Source organism: Aminobacter sp. GW821-FHT11F06 (genome assembly GCF_058808215.1).
Map to the genome: position 1 here is coordinate 209,834 of NZ_JBXARL010000003.1, position 20,794 is coordinate 230,627.

Consider the following 20,794-nt stretch of genomic DNA (forward strand, 5'->3'; position numbering starts at 1 on the left):
TCAGGCGGTCTTTCTTTCGGCTTGATTGCCCAGAGCGCGATAGGCCTGCACCTCGAACGGCGCGCCCGACGTGGGCTCGACGAACAGCGCCAGCCCGTCAACCGGCACCGGCTTGTCGAGCACATTGCCCAGGCATTCCTCGATCGCGGCGCGGACGCGCGGTGCTTCCTCGGTCGCCACGCGGCCGGTCAGCGTCATGTGGAAACGGAAGGTGTCGAATACGTAAGGATAGCCCCACCGGCTCAAGTTGCTGTGTTCCTGCGGCGACAGGGCCTCGGGGTTGCGGCGGGCGATTTCGGCGTCGCTCAACGGTGCCCGGAAAGGCTCGAAGGCGGTGACCACCTCGCCGGCGAAGCGGTCGAGCTCGGGCAGGGGCTCTGCCGGGATCAGGGCGAAAAAACCGTCGATCTGGGCAAGCTTCAGGCGCGGGATGTCGAAGGGCGTTGTGTTGCTTGCAAAAAAAGAAACGGCATCGATCAGCGACGCCTCGGAAACACCTTCGGCGAGGCGGAACGGCGCCTTGAGCGTGGCATGGAAACCGTAGCGGCGTGCGGCGGCCGCGTGGAACGCGACTTCCGCCGCGGACAGATCGCCGAAGGCCTTGGCCGGGGTCATAGCGCCGCCAAACGCATCGCGCCCGAGCCAGCCGGCCGCGATGCGGCACAGCGGGTCGTCATGTTCGGGCGTGAAATAGATGGCATAGCGCATGGCGCGAGTCCTTGAGGGCGATTGCCCGATAGATGATTTGCGTGACAGTTTGACGAAGTAGTGGCCGACTTCTCAAGATTTGCAATGGCCGGCCACAGATGTTCAGTGGCTGGCCTTCCCGCCGATCAGCCGCTGGCGCAATGCGGTGGAGATATTGTCGAAGATGAACACCACGACCAGGATCAAGAGCACCATATAGGCGACGTTCGCCCAGTTGGAATTGGTGCGCATGGCTTCCCACAGCTTGAGGCCGATGCCGCCGGCGCCGACAGCGCCGATAATGGTGGCCGAGCGGGTGTTCGATTCCCAGAAATAGAGCGACTGGCTGATCAGCACCGGCAGCACCTGCGGCACCACGCCATAACGCTGGACGGACGCCGGCGAGGCGCCGACCGAGCGCATGCCCTCGCGCTGCTTGTCGTCGATGTTCTCCAGCGCCTCGGAGTAGAGCTTGCCGAAGGTGCCGGTGTCGGTGAAGAAGATCGCCGACATGCCGGCGATGGGACCGGGGCCGAAGGCGCGGGTGAAAAACAGTGCCCAAATCAGCATGTCGACCGAGCGCAGGAAGTCGAAGAAACGCTTGGCGACCTGGTTGACGAGGCGGTTGCGCGTGATGTTGCGGGCCGCAAGGAAGGCCAGCGGGAAGGCGAGCACGCTGGCAAACAGCGTTCCGACGAAGGCCATGACGATGGTCTGCAAAAGCTTCACCCAGACGTCGCCATGCTGCCATTCGGAGTTGTTGACGATGTTGTCCCAGGCAAGGGAGGCATTCGACATTTTGGGATCGATGCGCGTGTCGGACATGACCAGCGACAGGACTTCGCTCGTCGACTTGCCCCAGTAGGGCGAATGGCCGTCGAAGACAAAGTTCTGCCAGCCGAGGAAGCGGTGGCGGATCTTGACGTCGTCGGCGTTGATCTGGACGGAGCCGGCAAAGCCGAAATCGACAACGATTTTTTCGCCCGGCGCCTTCTGCGTCGCCCAGGCGGGCAGGGTGCCGACCACGGCGATGCTGGCCTGGGGTGCGACGGCTATGTCGAGCGTTTCCGTGCCGCGCGTCACCGTCACGCTGGTCGGGGTAACGTCGACCGTGTTGTTGCTGCCGATATGGGCGGTGACGCGGCTGGCCGCTGCCTTGTTGGCGGCAGGTGCCGCGGTGGCCGCTGGGGCCAAGTCGAAGCTCAGCCATTCAGGGTGCCGGTCGGCACGGTAGGATGAAAAGCGCGGATAGCCGATATCGAGGCGGTCCGGCCTGAAGGTGACCTGCGGCCGAACCTCATAGCTGACCCAGTCGGCGAGATAGGTTCCGGCGATGCCCCAGTTGCCGCCAGCGATCACGGCGCCGACCGCGAAGAACCACCAGGCGAAGGCGAGATAGGCGATGATGCCGGCGCCAACGGCCCAGCCAGTCAGGCTCTTGCGCCACGAGCCGGCGAAAAGCTCGGGATGGCGGTCGGAGATCGCCTGCATGTCGGTCATGGAAAGGGTGGTCATGTCTTAGTCCCCACGGCCGAAGGCAAAGGCCTGCTCGCCGACCAGCTTCTTGCGCAACCAGGCTGACAGCTGGTCGACCGCGACGATCGTGCAGAACAGGAGGAATATGATGGCCAGTGTCTTGGCCTCGTGATTGCGGCTGATCGACAGACGCAGCGCTTCGCCGATGCCGCCGCCGCCGACAGCGCCGATGATGGTCGAGGCGCGCACGTTGATCTCGAGGCGCAGCAGCGCGTAGCTCAGGAAGTTCGGCATGACCTGCGGCACGATGCCGAACCAGACCCGCTCGGGCCAGTTGCCGCCGACCGCACGCAGGCCTTCGTCGGCCTTCATATCGGCATTTTCGACGACCTCGAAGAACAGCTTTCCGAGCGCGCCGATGGTGTGCAGCGACACCGCGATGATCGCCGGGATCGCACCCATCGACAGGATGGCGAGGAAGAAGCCGGCGATGACGATCTCGGGGAAAGCGCGCAGGATTTCGAGGAAACGGCGCACGAAGAAGCGCAGCCAGCGCTGGGTCACCAGATTGGACGCGGCGAGGAAGCAGAGCACAAAACCGAAGGCGAAGCCGATGATCGTGGAGACGAGCGCGATGTTGATCGTTTCCAGCATCTTGTAGATGTATTCGGGCATGTAGAAGGCGCCGGCGATATAGACGCGGCCTTCGGGGTAATCGAATTTCATGCTGCCGTCGGCATAGGGCGAGGGCAGGTCGAACAGCGCGCGGCCGATCTCATAGGGATCGCGTGGCATCAGCTGGTCGGTGAAGTCGAAGAAATGCGGCAGCCGGTCGAAGAACTTGCCGGCATTGCTCTCATTGGCGAACCAGAGCGATCCAGACAGGGCGACAAACAGCAGGATCAGGCCGCCTATTGTGTGCAGGCGGCGCCGGCTGGCGAGTTCGCGCCAGTGGCGCTCGACCGTCAGGCCAGCTTCCGAGAGGGGCATAGTCATGAATTTTCCGTCCGGTCCCGGATCAAAGAAAGACGCGCCGCGATGGGGACGCGGCGCGTCGATGTTGCTGAGAACTTAGCTGCCGATCTGCGCCTTGCGGGCGTCGATGACAGGCTGGTAGAACTCCGGGGTGACTTCGGTGTAGCTCTTGAAATCGCCGCCCTGGATGGCCGAGAAGCAGGCTGGATCGGTCTGCGGCAGCTTCATCAAATAGTCCTTGAACTTGGTCTTGATGTCGGCGTCGAGCGAGGTGCGCACGACCAGCGGGCCGTTCGGGATCAGCGGCGATTTCCAGACTTCGACCAGGTCGTCCATGTCGAGGATGCCCTTGTCGACCATCTTCTTGAGGTTGCCCGAGGTGTAGCCGTCCTTGAAGTTGCCGACGCCCGAGCCGAAGGTCGTGCCAGCGTCGAAAGTGCCCTTGAGCACTTCAAGGACGAGGTTTTCGTGGCCGCCACCAAAGCCGGTCTCGGCGAAATAGTCCTTCACGGCTGTGCCGCCGAGCGACTTGGGCAGCGAGGTGACCGGGATCAGATAGCCCGAGGTCGAATCCGGATCGGCGAAGCCGAGCTTCTTGCCCTTGAGGTCTTCGAGCTTGGTGATGCCCGAATCCTTCTTGGCGACCATGATCGAGTAGTAGCCGGTGGCGCCGTCGGTCTGCACGGTGGTCAGGATCGGCTCGACCGCATCCTTGTTCTGCAGGTAGATCTTGGCGTAGCCGGAGGCGCCGAGCTCGGCGTAGTCCAGCGTGCCGCCGAGCAGGCCCTGGATGGTGCCGTCATAGTCGGCAGCCGGGAACAGCGACACCTTCTCGACGCCGAGAACGGCCGGAAGCTGGTCGGCCAGGCACTGGAAATTGCGCAGGCGGTCGGCTTCGTTTTCGCCACCGATCAGGCCGATGCGGAATTCCTTGAGGTCTGCGGCATGAGCCGAGCCGATCGCCAGGACGGCGAGCGAAACGGCGCTCAAAAGTGCTTTCTTGAACATGACAAGTCTCCAGGTTGGCCCAGCACCTTGCTGGGTCATTGCAGTTGCTGATTGCAGGCCCTTGACGCGGGCGAGGCGAACGCGGACGGCCTCAGAGCGACGCGTATGCGGGCTCGAGAGGTGCGGCGGATATCGCAGCCTTCGCCCTTGCCGGGCGGATGCTGGTGGAGGTGATGGCTTCGGAGATCTCGGCGCCGTCGCTGTCGGCACCGTAGACCATGCGCACGGCGTCGCGGTTGAGCTCTTCAGGTGGACCGTCGAAGACGACCGAGCCAGCAGACATGCCGATGATGCGGTTACAATAGGTGCGGGCGGTGTCGAGCGTGTGCAGATTGGTGATGACGGTGATGCCTTCGCGCAGGTTGATATCCTGCAGCGCGTCCATCACCACCTTGGCGTTGAGCGGGTCGAGCGAGGCGATCGGCTCGTCGGCGAGGATAAGTTTGGGCTCCTGCATCAAGGCGCGGGCGATGGCGACGCGCTGCTGCTGGCCACCCGACAACGTGCCGGCTGGCTGAAGTGCCGTGCGGGCGATGTCCAGGCGTTCGAGCGCGGCAATCGCCCGGATGCGCTCTTCGCGGGAGAAGATCGAGAGCAGGTTGAGCGTGGTTGAGCGGTGGTTGAGGCGGCCGAGCAGCACATTGGTCAACACGTCGAGGCGCGGCACCAAGTTGAACTGCTGGAAGATCATGGCGCAGTCGCGCTGCCAGCGGCGCAGTGCTGGGCCACGCAGCGACGACACTTCGGTGCCGTCGAAGACGATCGAGCCCTGGCTCGGGTCGATCAGCCGATTGATGGTCTTCAGCAGGGTCGACTTGCCGGCACCGGAGCGGCCGATGATGCCGACCATCTGGCCCTGCTGGATCTGGAGATTGACGCCGTTGACGGCTACGCTCTTGCCAAAGCGGCGCGTGACGTTGCGGATTTCGAGCATCTTGGCTTCCCTGTCCCTGTCAAGGCTTTCGCCCTTTTCAGGCATCGGCCTAGACCCGGGACATGAAGCTGCAATGTCGGGACCATGTCAGTTTTGTTACGATGCACAGGTCGGCGGCCCGGAATCGCCCGTTTCGTGCGTCAAAACGCGAATGCCCGTTCGTCAGCTTGCCTCCGGTGGCGCTGTGATCTCTTTCTGCAGTCGCTCATAGGCGCCGGGATTGAGTGACCCCGGTGGGCTGTAAGGATTGGAAAACGCGTAGATCAAGAACAAGATGATGCCGGTGTAGGCTCCGACGACCGAGAGCAGCATGAGACTGCGCCGCTCGGGCGCGTAGGGGTAGTAGCCGAATGCGATCAGGATCACGCCCGATAATGCGGCGAACCAGAACATCAGGTTGACGTCGTCGGGGCCGTGATTGTCGCGCTTGACACGAACTTCGGCAATCGCCTGGAGTTGCTTGAGCATGTGATCGCGCAGGCTTGTCTGGCGCCCGGTTGCTGGAACGAGATCGAGCACCCCGCGATAAGCGACGTCCCATTGGTCCCATGCGGTCTGCGACAGCTGGCCGGTGGAACCCAGCTCTGCCCATTCCTGGTTGATCACCACGCGCAGATATCCCGACAAAGCCTGCTGAATGGCCAGGCCCTGCTCGATGTCGTAGCGCTCGGCGTCATAATAGACATCGGCAATGGCATCGGCTTCGGTGGCGCTTTCGTATTTCAGCTGCTGATATTCGACCATTTCCTGCGCGAACACCAGCGCGAGGATCAGCCCGTGCAGGGCGGCGATGCGCACGACGACGGACGATGCCATTTCCCGATCCTTGCCTTCCGGGTCGCCCCCCGTGATGAACCGCATGGACAGGTAAGACGCCAGCGTCAGGACAATCGTTCCGCCGATGAAAGCGGTTCCGAGAACCACAGCATAGATCATCCGCATCTCCTGCCGGCGACTGGTCGGGGTGCTGATCGTCGCTGGCAGTGTATCGGCAATTCGAGGAAACGCCGAGGTGGCTGAAATGATAAGATGTCGCGGTACACGAAAAAAATGCTGCAAGCCCTGACACTACACTTGTTAGTCATTATATGAGGGCGGACGTCACCTTGAGGAACCGCTGATGAAAATGTCCCGAACGACCCGATTTGCAACGCTTTTCGCAGGGTTGTTCCTTGCCTTCTCCATGGTCGCCGTCGACCAAGCCGACGCCCGCCGTGGCGGCAGCTTCGGCAGCCGTGGCACGCGTACCTTCCAGTCGGCACCGCCGACGCGCACCGCGCCGCAGCCGGCCGCTCCGATGGAGCGCTCGATGACGCCGAACACCGGCCAGGCCGCCAATCCGGCCACCAACGCAGCCCGTCCCGGCGCTGCCGCGCAGCAGCGCCCCGGCTTCATGGGCGGTTTCGGCCGTTCGATGATCGGCGGCCTGTTGATGGGCGGCCTGATCGGCATGATGCTCGGCCAGGGCTTTGGCGGTCTCGCCGGCATGTTCGGCATGCTGTTGCAGGTGCTTCTGATCGGCGGCGCGATCTGGCTTGCGATCCGCTTCTTCCGTTCGCGGTCGGCGCAATCGTCCGGGCCGGCGATGGCTGGTGCCTCGGCAGGCGGCGGCAATTTCAACTATCGCGACGCGGCACCTGAAGAGACCGGCAAGGCCAATGGCGGCAGCCGTCCGTTCAGCATCCCGAGCATCGGCGGCAGCCGCGCGGACGCAGTCCCGCAGCAACCTGTCAGCCAGGACATGTCAGTATCGTCCGACGATCTCGAAACCTTCCAGCGCTTGCTGAGCGAAGTGCAGGAAGCTTTTGGGCGCGAGGACCACAAGGCGCTGCGCCGGCTGGTGACGCCGGAGATGGTGTCTTATCTCTCCGAGGAACTCGCCGACAACGCCCAGAAGGGCGTGCGCAACGACGTGTCCGATGTGCAGCTGCTGCAGGCCGACATCGCGGAAAGCTGGAGCGAAGGCGACCGCGACTACGCCACGGCGGCGATGCAGTATTCCTCGATCGACGTGACCCGCAACCGTGCCACCGGCGAGATCGTCGAAGGTGACGCGGACAAGCCGACCGAGACCACCGAGCTGTGGACCTTCGTGCGCCAGAATGGCGGCGACTGGCAGCTGTCGGCAATCCAGGCAGCCTGATTACCTCTCACTGAGTTCTGACACCCGCAATCGCGCCCTTCGGGAGCCGATTGCGGGTGTTTTCGTTTCGGCAACGGCCCTGGCCGAATTGCGATTGCCCTGCTTGATATTCTAGGCAAGGTTGAGGGCTGGATAGGCTGGGGTCCGCCGATCCGGGATTCCAGTTCTCGCGACCATAAAAAGCTCGGATGACGACGGCAGCCAACACCCTCACTTCGCCTGATTTCCTGACACTTACGCTCGGAATCGTCGTCTATTTCATCGGCGTGATCCTGACACGCCACATCGCTTTCCTGCGCAACTACAACATTCCCGAACCGGTGACCGGCGGGTTTCTGGCCGCCGCTGCCATATGGGCGTTCTACAAGCTGTCGGGCATGGAGATCGTCTTCGAGATGACCACGCGCGACAGACTGCTGGTCATCTTCTTTGCCACCGTCGGCGTCAATGCGCGGCTCTCCGACCTGCTGGTCGGTGGGCGGGCGCTGGCCGTACTGTGCGTACTGACAGTGCTGTTCGTCTTCTTGCAAAATGGCGTCGGCACGCTCGGGGCCTGGCTGTTCGGCCTCCCCTCGGCGGCGGGCGTCATCATGGGATCGATTGCCTTTGTCGGTGGACACGGCACAACGATTGCCTGGGCGCCGGCGATCGCGGCCGAGCATGGATTTCCCGGGGCCGTGGAGGTCGGCACGGCGGCGGCGACGCTCGGCCTCATAGTGGCCAGCATCCTGGGCGGCCCATTGGCCAAGTTCCTGATCGAACGTGGCAAATTGACCCCCGATGCCAGCGCTTCGGTGAGTGCACAGACCATCGCAAAATCGGAAGCCGTGCCGATCGACAAGTCGAACTTCATGCAGGCGCTGTTGCTGGTCAACGTGGCGGTGGTGCTTGGCTATCTGGTTCACGGACCGGTGACCGCGATGGGCGTCAAGCTGCCGCTCTTCGTGCCCTGCCTGATCATGGGCGTCGTTTTGTCCAACACGATTCCATTCATCTTTCCACGGCTGCCATGGCCGGCGCGCTCACCGGCAATGTCACTGATCTCGGACTATTCGCTGTCGGCGTTCCTTGCCATGTCGCTGATGAGCATGCAGCTTTGGACGCTTGCCGGGGTCGCCGGCCCGCTGCTGGTCGTCGTTGCCATGCAAGCAATTCTCGCCGTTGCTTTCATCCTGATCGTGCTTTTCCCGCTGCTTGGCAGGGACTATCAGGCGGCGGTGCTGAGTGCCGGTTTCACCGGCCTCTCACTGGGGGCAACACCAACGGCGATCGCTTCGATGACGGCGGTGACCAAGCACTATGGCCCGTCACCAAACGCCTTCATCATCCTGCCGCTGGTCTCGGCTTTTTTCGTCGACCTGGTCAACATGGTGGCGATCCAGTTTTTCCTGGCGCGGTGAGGCGGCTTTAGCCGCCGTGTTTTTCGAGAAATTCTTCCGCCGAAAGGTTGCGGAAGTCGTCAAGGGCGATGCGCAGTCTGGCGTGGTCCCAGTCCCACCAGGCAAGCGCCTGGAAACGTTCTGATATCCTGCAGTCGAAGCGCTCGCGCAGCGGCTTGGCCGGCACGCCGGCAACGATGGTGTAGGGCGCGACGTCCTTGGTGACCACCGCACCCGAACCGATCGCCGCGCCATCGCCGATGGTGACGCCCGGCAAGACCGTCGAGCCATGGCCAAGCCAGGTGTCATGGCCGATGCTGACCGCGTTCGAACGCCGCCACTCGAAGAACTCGGTCTCGTGGGTGGCGTCATCCCAATAGTCCGAGGCGCGGTAGGTGAAGTGGTGCATAGTCGGGCGCCATGTCGGGTGGTTGGTGGCGTTGACGCGCACGCTTGCTGCGATGTTGGAGAACTTTCCGACCTTGGCGCACCACAGGCTGCAATCCTGCATGACATAGGAATAGTCGCCGAGCTCGCTTTCGCTGATGCGGGTTCGCTCGGACACCTCGGTCCAGCGGCCGAGCGTCGACTGCGTCACCTCGGCGGTTGCATGCACGTAGGGCTGTTCGGAGAGTTTGCGGCTCATGCGGCAGCCTTTCCTGCGGCGAATTCGGTGACATCGACGATGCGGTCAGCAACCGCCTCACGCACGTCGGCATCATGGAAGATGCCGAGCAGGGCAACGCCGGCCAGCTTTTTTTCGTCGATCAGCGAGATCACCACCTCGCGGTTGGTGGCATCGAGCGAAGCCGTCGGTTCGTCGAGCAAGAGCACCGGGTGATCGGTGATGAAGCCGCGCGCGATGTTGACGCGCTGCTGCTCGCCGCCGGAGAAGGTAGCTGGGGGCAGCGACCACAGCCTTTCCGGCAGGTTGAGCCGCCCGAGCAGGTCGGCGGCGCGGTCTTGCGCTTGCTTACGGTCAATGCCGCGCGCGACCAAAGGTTCGGCGACGACATCGAGGGCGGAAACGCGCGGCACTGTGCGCAGGAACTGGCTGACATAGCCGATCGTGTCGCGGCGGACTTCGAGCACCGTGCGCGGATTGGCTGTGGCGAGGTCGACGAGCGCGCCATGATGCTCGACGATGATCTGGCCCTGGTCGACGCCGTAATTGCCATAGACCATCTTCAGGATCGAGCTCTTGCCGGCACCCGAGGGACCGCCGAGCACGGCGCATTCGCCCGCCCGGATTGAGAACGAGACATTGGCGACCACCGGCAGGCGGATGCCGCCGCGCAGATGCATGATGAAGGCCTTGGCGACCTCCGAAACGATGAGTGGTGTGGCCATGGTTACACCTGGAGGATCGAGGAAACGAGGAGCTGGGTGTAAGGCGCGCGCGGGTCGTCGAGCACGCGGTCGGTGAGACCGCTTTCGACGACGTGGCCGTCCTTCATCACCATCATGCGCTGGGACAAGAGCCGCGCGACCGCCAGGTCGTGGGTGACGACGATCGCGGCAAGGCCAAGATCGGTGACCAGCCCGCGCAACAGGTCGAGCAGGCGCGCCTGCACCGAAACGTCGAGGCCGCCGGTCGGCTCGTCCATGAACACCAGGCGCGGACTGGTGACGAGGTTGCGGGCGATCTGCAGGCGCTGGCGCATGCCGCCGGAAAACGCGCGCGGTTCGTCGTCGATACGCTCTTCGTCGATCTCGACGCGGCTGAGCCAGTCGACGGCGGTGGCGCGGATGTTGCCATAGTGCCGGTCGCCGACCGCCATCAGCCGCTCGCCGACATTGGCGCCGGCCGACACAGTCATGCGCAGGCCATCTGCCGGGTTCTGGTGGACGAACCCCCAGTCGGTTCGCATCAGCAAGCGTCGCTCGGCCTCGCTCATGCGGTAGAGGTCGCGCCACTGGCCGTCGCGCATGCGGTAGCTGGCCGTGCCTGAGGTCGGCAGGAGCCGGGTGGCAAGGCAGTTGAGCAGCGTCGTCTTGCCCGAGCCGGACTCGCCGACCACGGCCAGAACTTCGCCCGGCCAGAGGTCGAAGGAAATGTCCTCGCAGCCGATGCGCGAGCCGTAATATTTCGAAAGCGCAGTGACGCGCAGAAGCGGTTCGTCGGTCATCATTTTTTCTCCCCGCCATGGCCTGGCGCACTGTGCTGCCCCTCACCCTTACCCTCTCCCCGTAAAGACGGGGCGAGGGGGGCGACGGCGTTGAAGCTTCCTCCTTCTCCCCGTTGTTCACGGGGAGAAGGTCCGGCAGGGGATGAGGGGCTGCCCGATGCTTCAAGAACATTGCCCGCCAGGTGGCCGCGATGGCCGTCTTCCTGGCGCTTCTCGCAATGGTCGGTGTCGGAACAGACGAACATGTGTCCACCCTTGTCATCGAGGATGACCTCGTCGAGATAGACCTGCTCGGCGCCGCAAAGCGCGCAGGGCTGGTCGAAGCTCTGGATCTCGAAGGGATGATCCTCGAAGTCGAGGCTGACCACCTTGGTGAAGGGCGGCACGGCATAGATGCGTTTTTCGCGGCCGGCGCCGAACAGCTGGAGCGCGGGCGACATGTGCATCTTGGGATTGTCGAATTTCGGCGTCGGCGAAGGGTCCATCACATAGCGGCCCTCGACCTTGACCGGGTAGGCATAGGTCGTGGCGATGCGGCCGTGGCGGGCAATGTCCTCGTAGAGCTTCACATGCATCAGCCCGTATTCTTCGAGAGCGTGCATTTTGCGCGTCTCGGTTTCGCGCGGTTCGAGGAAGCGCAGCGGCTCGGGGATCGGCACCTGATAGACCAGCGTCTGTCCCGCCGTCAGCGGATGCTCGGGAATGCGGTGACGGGTCTGGATGATCGTCGCCTTGGCCGTCTCGGTGGTAACAGCGACGTCGGCGACCTTCTGGAAAAAGGCGCGGATGGACACCGCATTGGTGGTGTCGTCGGCGCCCTGGTCGATGACCTTGAGCACGTCATCGGGGCCGATGATCGCGGCAGTGACCTGCACGCCGCCAGTGCCCCAGCCATAGGGCATCGGCATTTCACGGCTGGCGAAGGGCACCTGGTAGCCGGGGATGGCGACGCCCTTGAGGATCGCGCGGCGGATCATCCGCTTGGTCTGCTCATCGAGATAGGCGAAGTTGTAGGTTGCGATTTCTGGTGCTGCGGTGGTCATTCTGCCGCCTCGCGCTGGTCGGTTGGTTGGTTTCGCTTTTCATGCTCGGTGCGCATGCGGCGGACGAGGTCGAGTTCGGCCTGGAAGTCGACATAATGTGGCAGCTTCAGGTGCTCGACGAAGCCGGTGGCCTGGACGTTGTCGGAGTGCGAAATGACGAACTCCTCGTCTTGCGCGGGGGCGGTGATATCCTCGCCGAGTTCGCCGGCACGCAGCGCACGGTCGCACAATGACATCGCCATCGCCTTGCGCTCCGACTGGCCGAAGACAAGGCCGTAGCCGCGGGTGAATTGCGGTGGTGCCTTGGCCGAACCCTTGAACTGATTGACCATCTGGCACTCGGTGACGCGGATGCGGCCGAGCGTGACGGGGAAGGGGAGTTCCGGCACGTCGAGTTCGAGTTCGACCTCGCCGATGCGGACCTCGCCGACGAAGGGGTGACTGCGGCCATAGCCGCGCTGCGTGGAGTAGCCGAGCGCGAGCAGAAAACCCTCGTCGCCGCGCGACAGCGCCTGCAGGCGGCTGTCGCGGGCCAGCGGGAACTCCAGCGGTTCGCGGGTGATGTCGCCGGTGAGGTGATCCTCAGGCAGTTCGCCGTCGGCTTCGATCAGGCCTTCCTGGGCGAGGATTTCGGACACGCGCATCATGCGCTGGTCGTCTGACACGCGTTGTTCGGCTTCAGCGACCACTGGATCGCCGGCAAGGTCAGGGTCGAGCAGACGGTGTGTGTAGTCGAAGGTCGGCCCGAGCAACTGGCCGCCGGGCAGGTCCTTGTAGGTTGCTGAAACGCGCCGCTCGACCTGCATGGCAGCGGTGTCGATCGGCCTGGTGTAGCCAAAGCGCGGCAATGTCGTGCGATAGGCGCGAACGAGGAAGATCGCCTCGATCAGGTCGCCGCGCGATTGCATCACCGCAAGGGCCGCAAGTTCGCGGTCGTAGAGCGAGCCTTCGGCCATGACGCGGTCGATGCCGAGCGCCAGCTGTTCGACGATCTGGTCGATGCGCAGCGCAGGTACCGAACGGTCGCCACGGCGACGGTCGGCGAGCAGGCGGTGGGCGTTGGCGATGGCGGCTTCGCCACCTTTGACTGCCACATACATGTCAGGCCTCCGTCGTCTTGATGCGGGTGGTGCGGGGCAGGCAGGCAATGCCGTCGGGTGCCGCCAGGATCAGGTCGACGCCGCGCGGAAAACGCGCACCGTTCTGCCGCCACTGCTCGACGAAATGGCGCGGCAGCGGTGTCGGCGCGATGGAGGCGAAGGTTTCGATACCGGGGCCTTCGAGGCGAAGCGGCGCGCCCGACGTCAGGCTTTCGACCTGCAGGATAAGCGTCGTCGAACGATCGGGATATTCCTGCGTCCCTTGCGCGAAGTTTTCGAGCGCGATCAGGTTGGCCGGGTTGGCGACGAGCACGAAATGTGCGTCGGCCGGTGTTCCGGCCTGCGGTGCGCCAGTGTGGAAACCGAGCCAGGATTTTGCCGCCGCCGAGACCTGCAATCCGGTGTCGAGCCACAGCGGGGTGTCGTGGTCGCACAAGGTCAGCGCCACCGCACCAACTGTCGGCGAAAGCGGTGCCGGCGGCTGTGCAAGGGCGTGCACAGGCTGAATGGTGCCCGGCCGGGCCATGGCGTCCATCACCGCGCGGAACACCGACTGTGCGTCGAATACGGGAGCGGTGAAACCGCCGTCTATCACATCCATCTGTTCCATCAGTCCTCTCCGCGCACCATGGTGAAGAAGTCGACCTTGGTCGCCGCCGTCTCGGCGCGGCTGATAGCATCGGCTTGAGCTTGCGCCGCGCGCAGCGGCGCGATGATCTTCTGCTCGATCTCGGCGCGCCGGTCCGGCTTCTGCCAGAGCGCGTCAGTGATGGCCGAAAGCCGGGCCTTTTCCTTGTCGCGGCCGAGCGCGTAGGCATGGCCGATCTCACCGCTCGGCAAACGCACGGTGGCGCGTGTCACCGTCGCCTCGCCGAAGTTGAACGGCGCGCCGCCGCCGCCGATGCGGCCACGTACCGACACCAGTCCGGTTTCGGGGCCGCGCAGCAACTCGGCATCATTGGTCACGCCGGCTGCTGCGCACAGGCGCTTCAACTCGTCGCCGGGTGCCGTGGCCAGTGCCGCCATCGCGGCCTTGCGCGCCGCCTCCAATTCTTTTTCCTGCCGTCGGTCCATCTTCATCGCCGCTCCGTTCGTTTTATTTGTCTATTGTTCTATACAAACGAACAACATACAATGGGCTTGTAGAGAGGCTCCGTGACGGGCGCATGACAGGGGCTGGGGATTTGAACGAGCCGGAATCGACGGTAACGCGGAAGAGCGGCGTGGCGCTGTGGCGCCAGATCGCCGACCAGATCAGGCAGGCGGTATCAGCCGGCACGTTGGGCGCCGATGGTCGGCTGCCGACAGAAATGGCGCTGTCCGAACGTTTCGGCGTCAACCGCCACACCTTGCGCAGCGCCATTGCCGCGCTTGTCCAGGAGGGCGTGCTGCGCGCCGAGCAGGGACGGGGCACCTTTGTCGAAAGCCGGCAGAAGCTGTCTTATCCGATTTCGGCGCGGACGCGCTTTTCCACCGGCCTGCGCGAGCAGACGCGCGAACGCCGCAGCACGCTCCTGGCGCATGCGCTTGAGCCGGCGAGCACGCGTGTCGCCGAATCGTTGCGCCTAGCCGTAGCGGCACCTGTGATCCGGCTGGAGACGCTGAGCGAGGCCGATGGCCGACCGGTTTCGCGCGCGACAAGCTGGTTCGACGCGAAACGCTTTCCAAGCTTCGAGCAAGCTTACGCCGAAACCGGCTCGATCACGCTCAGTTTCCAGCATTTTGGAATCGCGGACTATTTTCGCCGGTCGACTCTGGTCTCGGCGCGGCACGCTGATACCGCAGATCTGGCCGATCTCAAGCTTTCGGCCGGGGCCATCGTGCTCGTCGCCGTTGCGGTCAATGTCGATGCAGAAGGCGTACCGGTCCAGTATGCCGAAACCCGCTTTGTCGCGGATCGGGTCGAACTCAGCGTCTCGACCGAGGCTTAGCCGGCTTCATCCACAGCTATGGCCCACCAGACTGCCGTTAGATGTTGGTGGGCAAACAGATTTTTTCTAACAATGCTTGACAATCGTCCGGTTTACAGAAAAATTCCAGTTTAGTGGAATTTGCGGACGGAATGTCGGAATTCGTGGCTGGCTTAGTGGAGGACTTGGCGCCAGTTCATAGCTGTCTGTAAATCTCTGCGAGTACATTTCTTCGCCGGCTTGTCGATCGCGCAGTCTATTTGACTGGGCGGGGCGGGTTTTATTGCGCGGTCATTTCCGCGCGTGCTTCGTATTATCCAAATGGGGAACATAATGAACAATATTCTGGTACCAAACCGCCGTACCGCGCTGAAGCTGCTTGGCGGTGGCGCTGCCGCTCTTGCGATGCCCTATGTCATTCGCCCGACCCCAAGCTGGGCGGCGAGCGGCGTGCTGAACATCACCACCTATGACAAGTTCCTGCCGCAGGAATTCATCGACAAGTTCCAGAAAGACACTGGAATTCAGGTCAACATCCGCCTGACCGACGACCAGGGCAAGCAGTACAATCTGCTCACCGCCGAGGGTGCCAATCCTTCGACCGACATCGTTACGGTTGCCGGTCACCGCTATTCGCAGTTCATCAGCTCGAAGCTGCTTCAGCCGCTCGACACCGGCAAAATCTCGAACTGGAAGAACCTCAACACCGCTTACCAGGACGCTCCTTGGGCGCGCATCGACGGCAATCTGTGGGGCCTGCCGATCCTCGCCGGCTATGAGGGCCTTGCCCGCAATGTCGATTATGTGAAGGACGCGCCGAGCTGGGAGATCATGTTCGATCCGCAGTACAAGGGCCAGACCTCCTATATCGTCAGCGATTTCATGACCATCGTCATGCAGTATCTCGGCCATGACGGCGACTTCGTCAGCTATGCCGACAAGCCGGAAATCGCCCAGAAGGCGACCAACGAAGCGCGCGATTTCCTGATCAAGAACAAGGACCTGGTCCGCAAGTACTACGATGCTGGTTCGGAAGTGCAGCAGATGTTCATCAACGAGGACATCTATCTTGCCCATTCGTGGTCTGGCCCGGCTGCAAAGCTGATCATCGATGGCCACCCGATCCAGCTGTCGGTGCCGAAGGAAGGCACGTTCGGCTTCTGCTACACGCTCAACGTCGTCAACAACGCACCGAACGCCGAGAACGCCTACAAGCTGCTCGACGCGATCCTGGCGAGCCCGGAAGTCGGCGCGGCGATGACCCGTCAGTCGGGCTACAGCTCGACAATGAACGGCGTCGGCGACCTGCTCAACGAACGCGAAAAGCTCGCCTCGACGCTGCCGCAGGAGCAAGTCGAGCGCATCATCTTCTTCTCCTCGGTCAACCGCGACATGAAGAACGAGATGATCGACCGCGCGACCGCTGAGGTCAAAGCGGCCTGACGAGGCCAAGCCTCGCATGGGCTGTGGCCTGTCCCGGAGCGCTGCGACGATCTCCGGGGCAGGCAGCCTGCCTGTCCAAGCCCCACAACGCGCGATGACTGATCGCCGGCCATGTTGCCCGGAATCAGTCGGGCTGCGCCAACCGAGATTGTTTGATGGTGAGTAGCAACACGACAGCCGGCTACGGCGCGGCGCGCGACGTGTCCGTGCCCAGATATTCGACCGGCATAGCCAAGGTGGTCAATTCCGCGCTTTACCGGCACACGCTGGGTGCTGCGGTGGAGTCGCGCATCGGCCGGATCATCCTTCTGGCCGGCGTGCCGCTGATCTGGCTGATCATGCTGCATGTCGGGCCGATCTATCAGATGCTGAAGATCAGCCTGATGTCCCACTATCCGGCCCAGCCGGGCACGGAGTCGCGTTTCACCTTCGACAACTACGCGATCTTCTTCAGCGAATCGCTCTATTTCACGCCGCTGATCAAGAGCTTCATCTTCGCAACGGCAGCGACCGCGATCACTCTGGTGGTGGTCTATCCGGTCGCCTACTACGTCGCCAAGATCGTCAAGCCGGAAGGCCGCTCCAAGGCGCTGTTGCTGCTTCTGGTGCCGTTTTGGGCCGGCGAACTGATCCGCACCTTTTCGGTGATCATGCTCTTGGCCAATCGCGGCGCGCTCAACGTGCTGTTGCGTGAGATCGGGTTGATCGATCGGCCGATCCCAATGCTCTACACCTCGTTCTCGCTCGGCTTCGGCCTTGTTTATCTGATCTGCCTGTACATGCTTCTGCCGCTCTATTCGGCGATCGAGAAGATTCCTTCGCAGTATCTGGATGCTGCCGCCGATCTCGGCGCCGGTCCGTTCACGCGCTTCCGCAAGATCATCCTGCCGCTGTCCAAGGACGGTATCGTTTCGGGCTGTTCGCTGGTGTTCCTGACCTGCATCGGTGTCTTCGCGACCCCCATGCTGCTGGGTGGACCAAACACCGTGCTGTTTCCTGAAACGATCAGCGGCTTCTTCCACGGTGCCAGCAACAAGTGGCCGGTCGGTGCTGCCTTCGCGCTGATCATGCTGGTTACGGCCCTGATCACGGCTGGCATCTTCATGCGCCTCGTCGGCGGCAAGAAAAGGAGTGCATTTTGATGCGCAACATGTTTTCCGACGCCCCGCGCACCACGCTGACCGCGTTTTACTGGGCCTTCCTGCTTTATCTGCTGTTGCCGCTCACGCTGATGATGGCGATGAGCTTCAAGGACGCCAATTTCGTCGCTTTCCCGATCGGCGAGTGGACCTTCGATTGGTACGCCAAGGTCATGCAGGACAAGCAGTTCCTGGAAGCTTGCCTGTATTCGGTGATGATCGCTGCCTGTTCGACACTGGCCGCAACCACGCTTGGCACATGGATTGCCATGCTGATCGTTGCCGAGGGCATCAAGGGCCAGGTCATCATCTTCGCGCTCGCCTGCCTGCCGGCCGTCGTGCCCGGCATGATTTCCGCAATCTCGCTGCGCATCTTCATCTCGACCATCGACATGCCGACGGGAACCGCCGCCATCATCCTGGGCCACACGGTGCACGCCGTGCCCTTCGTGGTGGTGATGGCGCTGACGCGGCTGCGCTCGATGCCGGGCAATCTGGTCGATGCGGCGCGCGATCTCGGAGCCGACAGCGTGGTTGCCTTCTTCCGCGTCACGCTGCCCTATCTCGGGCCGGCGCTGGTCGGTGGCATGATCTTCTGCGTGCTTTTGTCGATCGACGACTTCGTCCGCACCTTCTTCCTGGGCGGCTATCGCCCGACCCTTCCCATGCTGATCTTCGCCAAGGTGCAAGGCGGCATGTCTCCTGAAATCAACGCAATGGCGACACTCGTCCTGGTGGTTACCGCCGCCGTCGGACTGTACGCCGAGTACCTTACCCGCCGCGCGAGGACCCGCTGATGGAACCCGTCGTTCAGTTCGACAATGTCACCAAGAGCTACGGCAAGCATGTTGCCGTCGAGAACCTGAACCTGAGCATCGAGGGCGGCAAGTTCGTCACCCTGCTCGGGCCCTCCGGCTGCGGCAAGTCGACCTCGCTGCGCATGCTCGGCGGTTTCGAGACGCCGAACTCCGGCCGCATCCTGCTTGGCGGCAAGGACGTGACGCGTGTTCCGCCCAACAAGCGCAACGTCAACATCGTGTTCCAGGATTATGCGCTCTTCCCGCATATGAGCGTCGCCAAGAACATCGCCTTCGGCCTTGAGCTGAAGGGGTTGGACAACCAGCATATCCATCGCCGCGTGTCGGAACTGCTTGAGCTTGTGCAGCTCCAGGACTACGCCAAGCGCCTGCCTTCGGAACTGTCCGGCGGTCAGCGCCAGCGTGTGGCGCTGATGCGCGCCTTGGCACCCGATCCGGACGTGCTGCTGCTCGACGAGCCGCTGTCGGCGCTCGACGCCAAGTTGCGCCAGCAAATGCAAATCGAGCTCAAGTCGATCCAGGAAAAGACCGGCAAGACCTTCATGTTCGTGACCCACGACCAGGAAGAGGCGCTGACCATGTCCGACACGATCGTGGTCATGAACAAGGGCAAGATCGAGCAGATGGGCGACCCGAACACGCTCTATGGCCGTCCGGGCTCGGTGTTCGTCGCCAATTTCATCGGCGAAACCAACCTGTTGCGCAGCACTGTCGTTGGCACGGAGGGCGATGTCGCGGCGTTGAGCTGGAACGGCATCACCATCAAGGCGGCACAGGGCGGGCTCACGCCCAAGGCCGGCGACAACCTCTATGTCGTGCTGCGTCCCGAGGCGATCCATTGCTCGGCCGATGAGCCGGCAAGCGGCAACCGTATCAAGGGCAAGATCCGCCAGCGCGTGTTCAAGGGCAACCACACGTCGCTTTCAGTCGAGGTCGGCGACGGCACGATGCTCAATGCGCTGGTCCACCCCTCCGATGTTACCCAGCTCAACGGCGACGATGTCTGGGTCGGCTGGAAACCCGAGACCACGACGGTCATTCCCGACCGCCACGCACACAACTGAGGAAGGACGCCCGGGCCGTTTGGCGTGGGCAACAGGCAGATCACCATGGCGTTTGACGTATCCGCACCGCTCCAGTCCGCCGCCGGCGGACTGGAAGAACTCGAACAGCGCGTTCGCGACGACCTGGCCTGCTTGTGCTATCCGCCGGCAAACTGGGTTGTGCCGACGGCGGCTAAGGAACATGTCCACGATGTCGTCGTCATCGGCGGCGGCATGTGCGGCCTGGTCGCAAGCTTCGCGTTGATCGGCGCGGGCATCCAGAACATCCGCATCTTCGACCGCAGCCCGGCTGGATTCGAAGGCCCATGGCTGACCTATGCCCGCATGGAAACGCTGCGTTCGCCCAAGCAGTTGACAGGCCCGGCCTATGGCATGGCGTCGCTGACCTTCCGCGCCTGGTATGTCGCTCAGTTCGGCAACGAAACCTGGGCGGAACTCGACAAGATCCCGCGCCCGATGTGGATGGAATATCTACGCTGGTACCGCAAGGTGCTGGACCTGCCGGTTGAGAATGGCGTCGAGGTCAAGACGATCCTGCCCGAAGGCGAGCTGATGCGGCTGACACTTGCCGGCGAGGGCGCACGCGAAAAATCGGTACTCGCCCGCAAGGTGGTGATGGCGACCGGCCGCGATGGCATGGGACATCCCAGCATTCCCGGCTTCGTCGACAATCTGCCCCGGAAATACTGGGCGCATTCATCTGACGACATCGACTTCCCCGCCCTGCGCGGAAAACGTGTGGTGGTGGTCGGCGTCGGCGCATCCGCCGTCGACAATGCCGCCGAAGCGCTGGAAGCTGGTGCCGCGGAAGTCCGCCATCTCATCCGGCGCAAGCAGATGCCTTGCATCAACAAGCTGATGGGCATCGGCTCGTTCGGTTTCACCGCTGCCTTCCCGCAGCTGGGCGATGCCAGGCGCTGGCAGATCATGAACTATTCGCTGCGCACGCAGACGCCGGCGCCACGCGGTTCGACGATGCGCGTCAGCCGGCATCCGAACGCCTATTTCCATTTCGACGCGGCGGTCGAAAAGACCGAGCTCGACGGCGACGAGATCGTCATTTCGACATCGCAGGGCAAGTCGGTTCGCGCCGACTTCCTGATCCTTGGCACCGGCTTTGGCGTCGATCCGCTGGCGCGCAAGGAACTCGACGGCTACGCCGACAAGATCCTTCTCTGGCAGGATCGCTTCACGCCGCCGGAAGGCCAGGAAAACAGCGATCTCGGCAAGTTCCCCTATCTCGCCAACGACTTCACCTTCCTTGAGCGCGAGCCGGGACAGGCGCCTTGGCTCGCCAACATCCACAGCTTCAATTCCGGTGCCGCTGCAAGTCTTGGCAAGATGAGCGGCGACATTCCGGGCATCAGCGAGGGCGCCGCGCTACTGGCGCGCGAGATCGCGGCCAAGCTCTACACCGAGAATTTCGGCCAATACTGGCAGCGCCTGCTCGACTACGACACGCCCGAACTGCGCGGCGACGAGTGGACGGCATCGCCCTTGCCGGATGATGAGCTGACAGCTGCCCGCAAGCAGGCATAGGAGGACC

21 protein-coding genes are annotated in these 20,794 nt (G+C 63.0%); 8 read left to right on the forward strand and 13 right to left on the reverse strand.

Going from position 1 to position 20,794, the window contains the following annotated elements; all coding sequences use genetic code 11:
* The 6 genes from AC1RTB_RS08920 to AC1RTB_RS08945 all read right to left on the reverse strand — a co-directional run bounded on the left by AC1RTB_RS08920 (position 1) and on the right by AC1RTB_RS08945 (position 6,016).
* Complete coding sequence (locus AC1RTB_RS08920; protein WP_492877833.1) at positions 1 to 708, reverse strand: DUF1045 domain-containing protein; 708 nt, start codon at positions 706 to 708, stop codon at positions 1 to 3.
* A 102-nt stretch (positions 709 to 810) separates the two neighbouring features.
* Entirely contained in the window at positions 811 to 2,202 is a 1,392-nt protein-coding gene (gene phnE / locus AC1RTB_RS08925; RefSeq protein ID WP_492877831.1) for a phosphonate ABC transporter, permease protein PhnE, read from the reverse strand.
* A gap of 3 nt (positions 2,203 to 2,205) precedes the next feature.
* Positions 2,206 to 3,159, reverse strand: coding sequence for a phosphonate ABC transporter, permease protein PhnE (gene phnE, locus AC1RTB_RS08930; RefSeq protein ID WP_492877829.1), 954 nt, complete (start codon positions 3,157 to 3,159; stop codon positions 2,206 to 2,208).
* A gap of 75 nt (positions 3,160 to 3,234) precedes the next feature.
* Positions 3,235 to 4,146 (reverse strand): phosphonate ABC transporter substrate-binding protein, encoded by a 912-nt coding sequence (gene phnD / locus AC1RTB_RS08935; protein WP_492877827.1) that lies wholly within the window; start codon positions 4,144 to 4,146, stop codon positions 3,235 to 3,237.
* A gap of 91 nt (positions 4,147 to 4,237) precedes the next feature.
* Positions 4,238 to 5,080 (reverse strand): phosphonate ABC transporter ATP-binding protein, encoded by an 843-nt coding sequence (phnC, locus tag AC1RTB_RS08940; RefSeq protein ID WP_492878192.1) that lies wholly within the window; start codon positions 5,078 to 5,080, stop codon positions 4,238 to 4,240.
* A gap of 162 nt (positions 5,081 to 5,242) precedes the next feature.
* Positions 5,243 to 6,016, reverse strand: a complete 774-nt coding sequence (locus tag AC1RTB_RS08945) for a bestrophin-like domain (protein WP_492877825.1) — start codon at positions 6,014 to 6,016, stop codon at positions 5,243 to 5,245.
* A 184-nt stretch (positions 6,017 to 6,200) separates the two neighbouring features.
* Here AC1RTB_RS08945 and AC1RTB_RS08950 point away from each other — a divergent pair, with 184 nt between their 5' ends.
* Entirely contained in the window at positions 6,201 to 7,223 is a 1,023-nt protein-coding gene (locus AC1RTB_RS08950) for a Tim44 domain-containing protein (RefSeq protein ID WP_492877823.1), read from the forward strand.
* Positions 7,224 to 7,411: 188 nt separating this feature from the next.
* Complete coding sequence (gene gltS, locus AC1RTB_RS08955; protein ID WP_492877821.1) at positions 7,412 to 8,623, forward strand: sodium/glutamate symporter; 1,212 nt, start codon at positions 7,412 to 7,414, stop codon at positions 8,621 to 8,623.
* A gap of 7 nt (positions 8,624 to 8,630) precedes the next feature.
* On the opposite strand, the gene AC1RTB_RS08960 is transcribed toward gltS, so the two are convergent.
* Genes AC1RTB_RS08960 through phnG form a run of 7 tightly spaced genes read right to left on the reverse strand, consistent with a single transcriptional unit; the run spans position 8,631 to position 13,954 of the window.
* Entirely contained in the window at positions 8,631 to 9,248 is a 618-nt protein-coding gene (locus AC1RTB_RS08960; protein ID WP_492877819.1) for a DapH/DapD/GlmU-related protein, read from the reverse strand.
* The gene (gene phnL, locus AC1RTB_RS08965; RefSeq protein ID WP_492877817.1) at positions 9,245 to 9,952 is read right to left on the reverse strand and encodes a phosphonate C-P lyase system protein PhnL; all 708 of its coding nucleotides are present in this window, start codon (positions 9,950 to 9,952) and stop codon (positions 9,245 to 9,247) included. The genes AC1RTB_RS08960 and phnL overlap by 4 nt, the downstream gene beginning before the upstream one ends.
* 2 nt (positions 9,953 to 9,954) lie before the next feature.
* Entirely contained in the window at positions 9,955 to 10,731 is a 777-nt protein-coding gene (gene phnK / locus AC1RTB_RS08970) for a phosphonate C-P lyase system protein PhnK (RefSeq protein WP_492877815.1), read from the reverse strand.
* Positions 10,731 to 11,774: an alpha-D-ribose 1-methylphosphonate 5-phosphate C-P-lyase PhnJ gene (locus tag AC1RTB_RS08975; RefSeq protein ID WP_492877814.1), complete on the reverse strand. Its 1,044-nt coding sequence runs from the start codon at positions 11,772 to 11,774 to the stop codon at positions 10,731 to 10,733. Before AC1RTB_RS08975 ends, phnK begins: the two co-directional genes overlap by 1 nt.
* A complete protein-coding gene (locus tag AC1RTB_RS08980; RefSeq protein ID WP_492877812.1) occupies positions 11,771 to 12,874 on the reverse strand; it encodes a carbon-phosphorus lyase complex subunit in 1,104 nt (367 codons plus the stop codon). Before AC1RTB_RS08980 ends, AC1RTB_RS08975 begins: the two co-directional genes overlap by 4 nt.
* 1 nt (position 12,875) lies before the next feature.
* Positions 12,876 to 13,484 carry a phosphonate C-P lyase system protein PhnH gene (gene phnH, locus AC1RTB_RS08985; RefSeq protein ID WP_492877810.1) on the reverse strand — a complete coding sequence of 203 codons (609 nt, stop codon included), beginning with the start codon at positions 13,482 to 13,484 and terminating at the stop codon, positions 12,876 to 12,878.
* The gene (phnG, locus tag AC1RTB_RS08990; RefSeq protein WP_492877808.1) at positions 13,484 to 13,954 is read right to left on the reverse strand and encodes a phosphonate C-P lyase system protein PhnG; all 471 of its coding nucleotides are present in this window, start codon (positions 13,952 to 13,954) and stop codon (positions 13,484 to 13,486) included. Before phnG ends, phnH begins: the two co-directional genes overlap by 1 nt.
* An 86-nt stretch (positions 13,955 to 14,040) precedes the next feature.
* Here phnG and phnF point away from each other — a divergent pair, with 86 nt between their 5' ends.
* The 6 genes from phnF to AC1RTB_RS09020 all read left to right on the forward strand — a co-directional run bounded on the left by phnF (position 14,041) and on the right by AC1RTB_RS09020 (position 20,787).
* Positions 14,041 to 14,805, forward strand: a complete 765-nt coding sequence (phnF, locus tag AC1RTB_RS08995) for a phosphonate metabolism transcriptional regulator PhnF (protein ID WP_492877806.1) — start codon at positions 14,041 to 14,043, stop codon at positions 14,803 to 14,805.
* Between the two features lie 312 nt (positions 14,806 to 15,117).
* Positions 15,118 to 16,227, forward strand: a complete 1,110-nt coding sequence (locus tag AC1RTB_RS09000) for an extracellular solute-binding protein (RefSeq protein ID WP_492877804.1) — start codon at positions 15,118 to 15,120, stop codon at positions 16,225 to 16,227.
* Between the two features lie 155 nt (positions 16,228 to 16,382).
* Complete coding sequence (locus tag AC1RTB_RS09005; RefSeq protein WP_492877802.1) at positions 16,383 to 17,369, forward strand: ABC transporter permease; 987 nt, start codon at positions 16,383 to 16,385, stop codon at positions 17,367 to 17,369.
* On the forward strand, positions 17,369 to 18,163 hold the full coding sequence (locus AC1RTB_RS09010; protein WP_492877801.1) for an ABC transporter permease: 795 nt from the start codon (positions 17,369 to 17,371) through the stop codon (positions 18,161 to 18,163). Before AC1RTB_RS09005 ends, AC1RTB_RS09010 begins: the two co-directional genes overlap by 1 nt.
* The gene (locus tag AC1RTB_RS09015) at positions 18,163 to 19,248 is read left to right on the forward strand and encodes an ABC transporter ATP-binding protein (RefSeq protein WP_492877799.1); all 1,086 of its coding nucleotides are present in this window, start codon (positions 18,163 to 18,165) and stop codon (positions 19,246 to 19,248) included. The genes AC1RTB_RS09010 and AC1RTB_RS09015 overlap by 1 nt, the downstream gene beginning before the upstream one ends.
* A gap of 45 nt (positions 19,249 to 19,293) precedes the next feature.
* Complete coding sequence (locus AC1RTB_RS09020) at positions 19,294 to 20,787, forward strand: NAD(P)-binding domain-containing protein (RefSeq protein WP_492877797.1); 1,494 nt, start codon at positions 19,294 to 19,296, stop codon at positions 20,785 to 20,787.
* Positions 20,788 to 20,794 lie beyond the last annotated feature (7 nt).

Coding starts and splice junctions, on each gene's coding strand:
- AC1RTB_RS08920 (WP_492877833.1), bottom strand. CDS start 708: ATGCGCTATGCCATCTATTTCACGCCCGAACATGACGACCCGCTGTGC.
- phnE (WP_492877831.1), bottom strand. CDS start 2,202: ATGACCACCCTTTCCATGACCGACATGCAGGCGATCTCCGACCGCCAT.
- phnE (WP_492877829.1), bottom strand. CDS start 3,159: ATGACTATGCCCCTCTCGGAAGCTGGCCTGACGGTCGAGCGCCACTGG.
- phnD (WP_492877827.1), bottom strand. CDS start 4,146: ATGTTCAAGAAAGCACTTTTGAGCGCCGTTTCGCTCGCCGTCCTGGCG.
- phnC (WP_492878192.1), bottom strand. CDS start 5,080: ATGCTCGAAATCCGCAACGTCACGCGCCGCTTTGGCAAGAGCGTAGCC.
- AC1RTB_RS08945 (WP_492877825.1), bottom strand. CDS start 6,016: ATGATCTATGCTGTGGTTCTCGGAACCGCTTTCATCGGCGGAACGATT.
- AC1RTB_RS08950 (WP_492877823.1), top strand. CDS start 6,201: ATGAAAATGTCCCGAACGACCCGATTTGCAACGCTTTTCGCAGGGTTG.
- gltS (WP_492877821.1), top strand. CDS start 7,412: ATGACGACGGCAGCCAACACCCTCACTTCGCCTGATTTCCTGACACTT.
- AC1RTB_RS08960 (WP_492877819.1), bottom strand. CDS start 9,248: ATGAGCCGCAAACTCTCCGAACAGCCCTACGTGCATGCAACCGCCGAG.
- phnL (WP_492877817.1), bottom strand. CDS start 9,952: ATGGCCACACCACTCATCGTTTCGGAGGTCGCCAAGGCCTTCATCATG.
- phnK (WP_492877815.1), bottom strand. CDS start 10,731: ATGACCGACGAACCGCTTCTGCGCGTCACTGCGCTTTCGAAATATTAC.
- AC1RTB_RS08975 (WP_492877814.1), bottom strand. CDS start 11,774: ATGACCACCGCAGCACCAGAAATCGCAACCTACAACTTCGCCTATCTC.
- AC1RTB_RS08980 (WP_492877812.1), bottom strand. CDS start 12,874: ATGTATGTGGCAGTCAAAGGTGGCGAAGCCGCCATCGCCAACGCCCAC.
- phnH (WP_492877810.1), bottom strand. CDS start 13,484: ATGGAACAGATGGATGTGATAGACGGCGGTTTCACCGCTCCCGTATTC.
- phnG (WP_492877808.1), bottom strand. CDS start 13,954: ATGAAGATGGACCGACGGCAGGAAAAAGAATTGGAGGCGGCGCGCAAG.
- phnF (WP_492877806.1), top strand. CDS start 14,041: ATGACAGGGGCTGGGGATTTGAACGAGCCGGAATCGACGGTAACGCGG.
- AC1RTB_RS09000 (WP_492877804.1), top strand. CDS start 15,118: ATGAACAATATTCTGGTACCAAACCGCCGTACCGCGCTGAAGCTGCTT.
- AC1RTB_RS09005 (WP_492877802.1), top strand. CDS start 16,383: ATGGTGAGTAGCAACACGACAGCCGGCTACGGCGCGGCGCGCGACGTG.
- AC1RTB_RS09010 (WP_492877801.1), top strand. CDS start 17,369: ATGCGCAACATGTTTTCCGACGCCCCGCGCACCACGCTGACCGCGTTT.
- AC1RTB_RS09015 (WP_492877799.1), top strand. CDS start 18,163: ATGGAACCCGTCGTTCAGTTCGACAATGTCACCAAGAGCTACGGCAAG.
- AC1RTB_RS09020 (WP_492877797.1), top strand. CDS start 19,294: ATGGCGTTTGACGTATCCGCACCGCTCCAGTCCGCCGCCGGCGGACTG.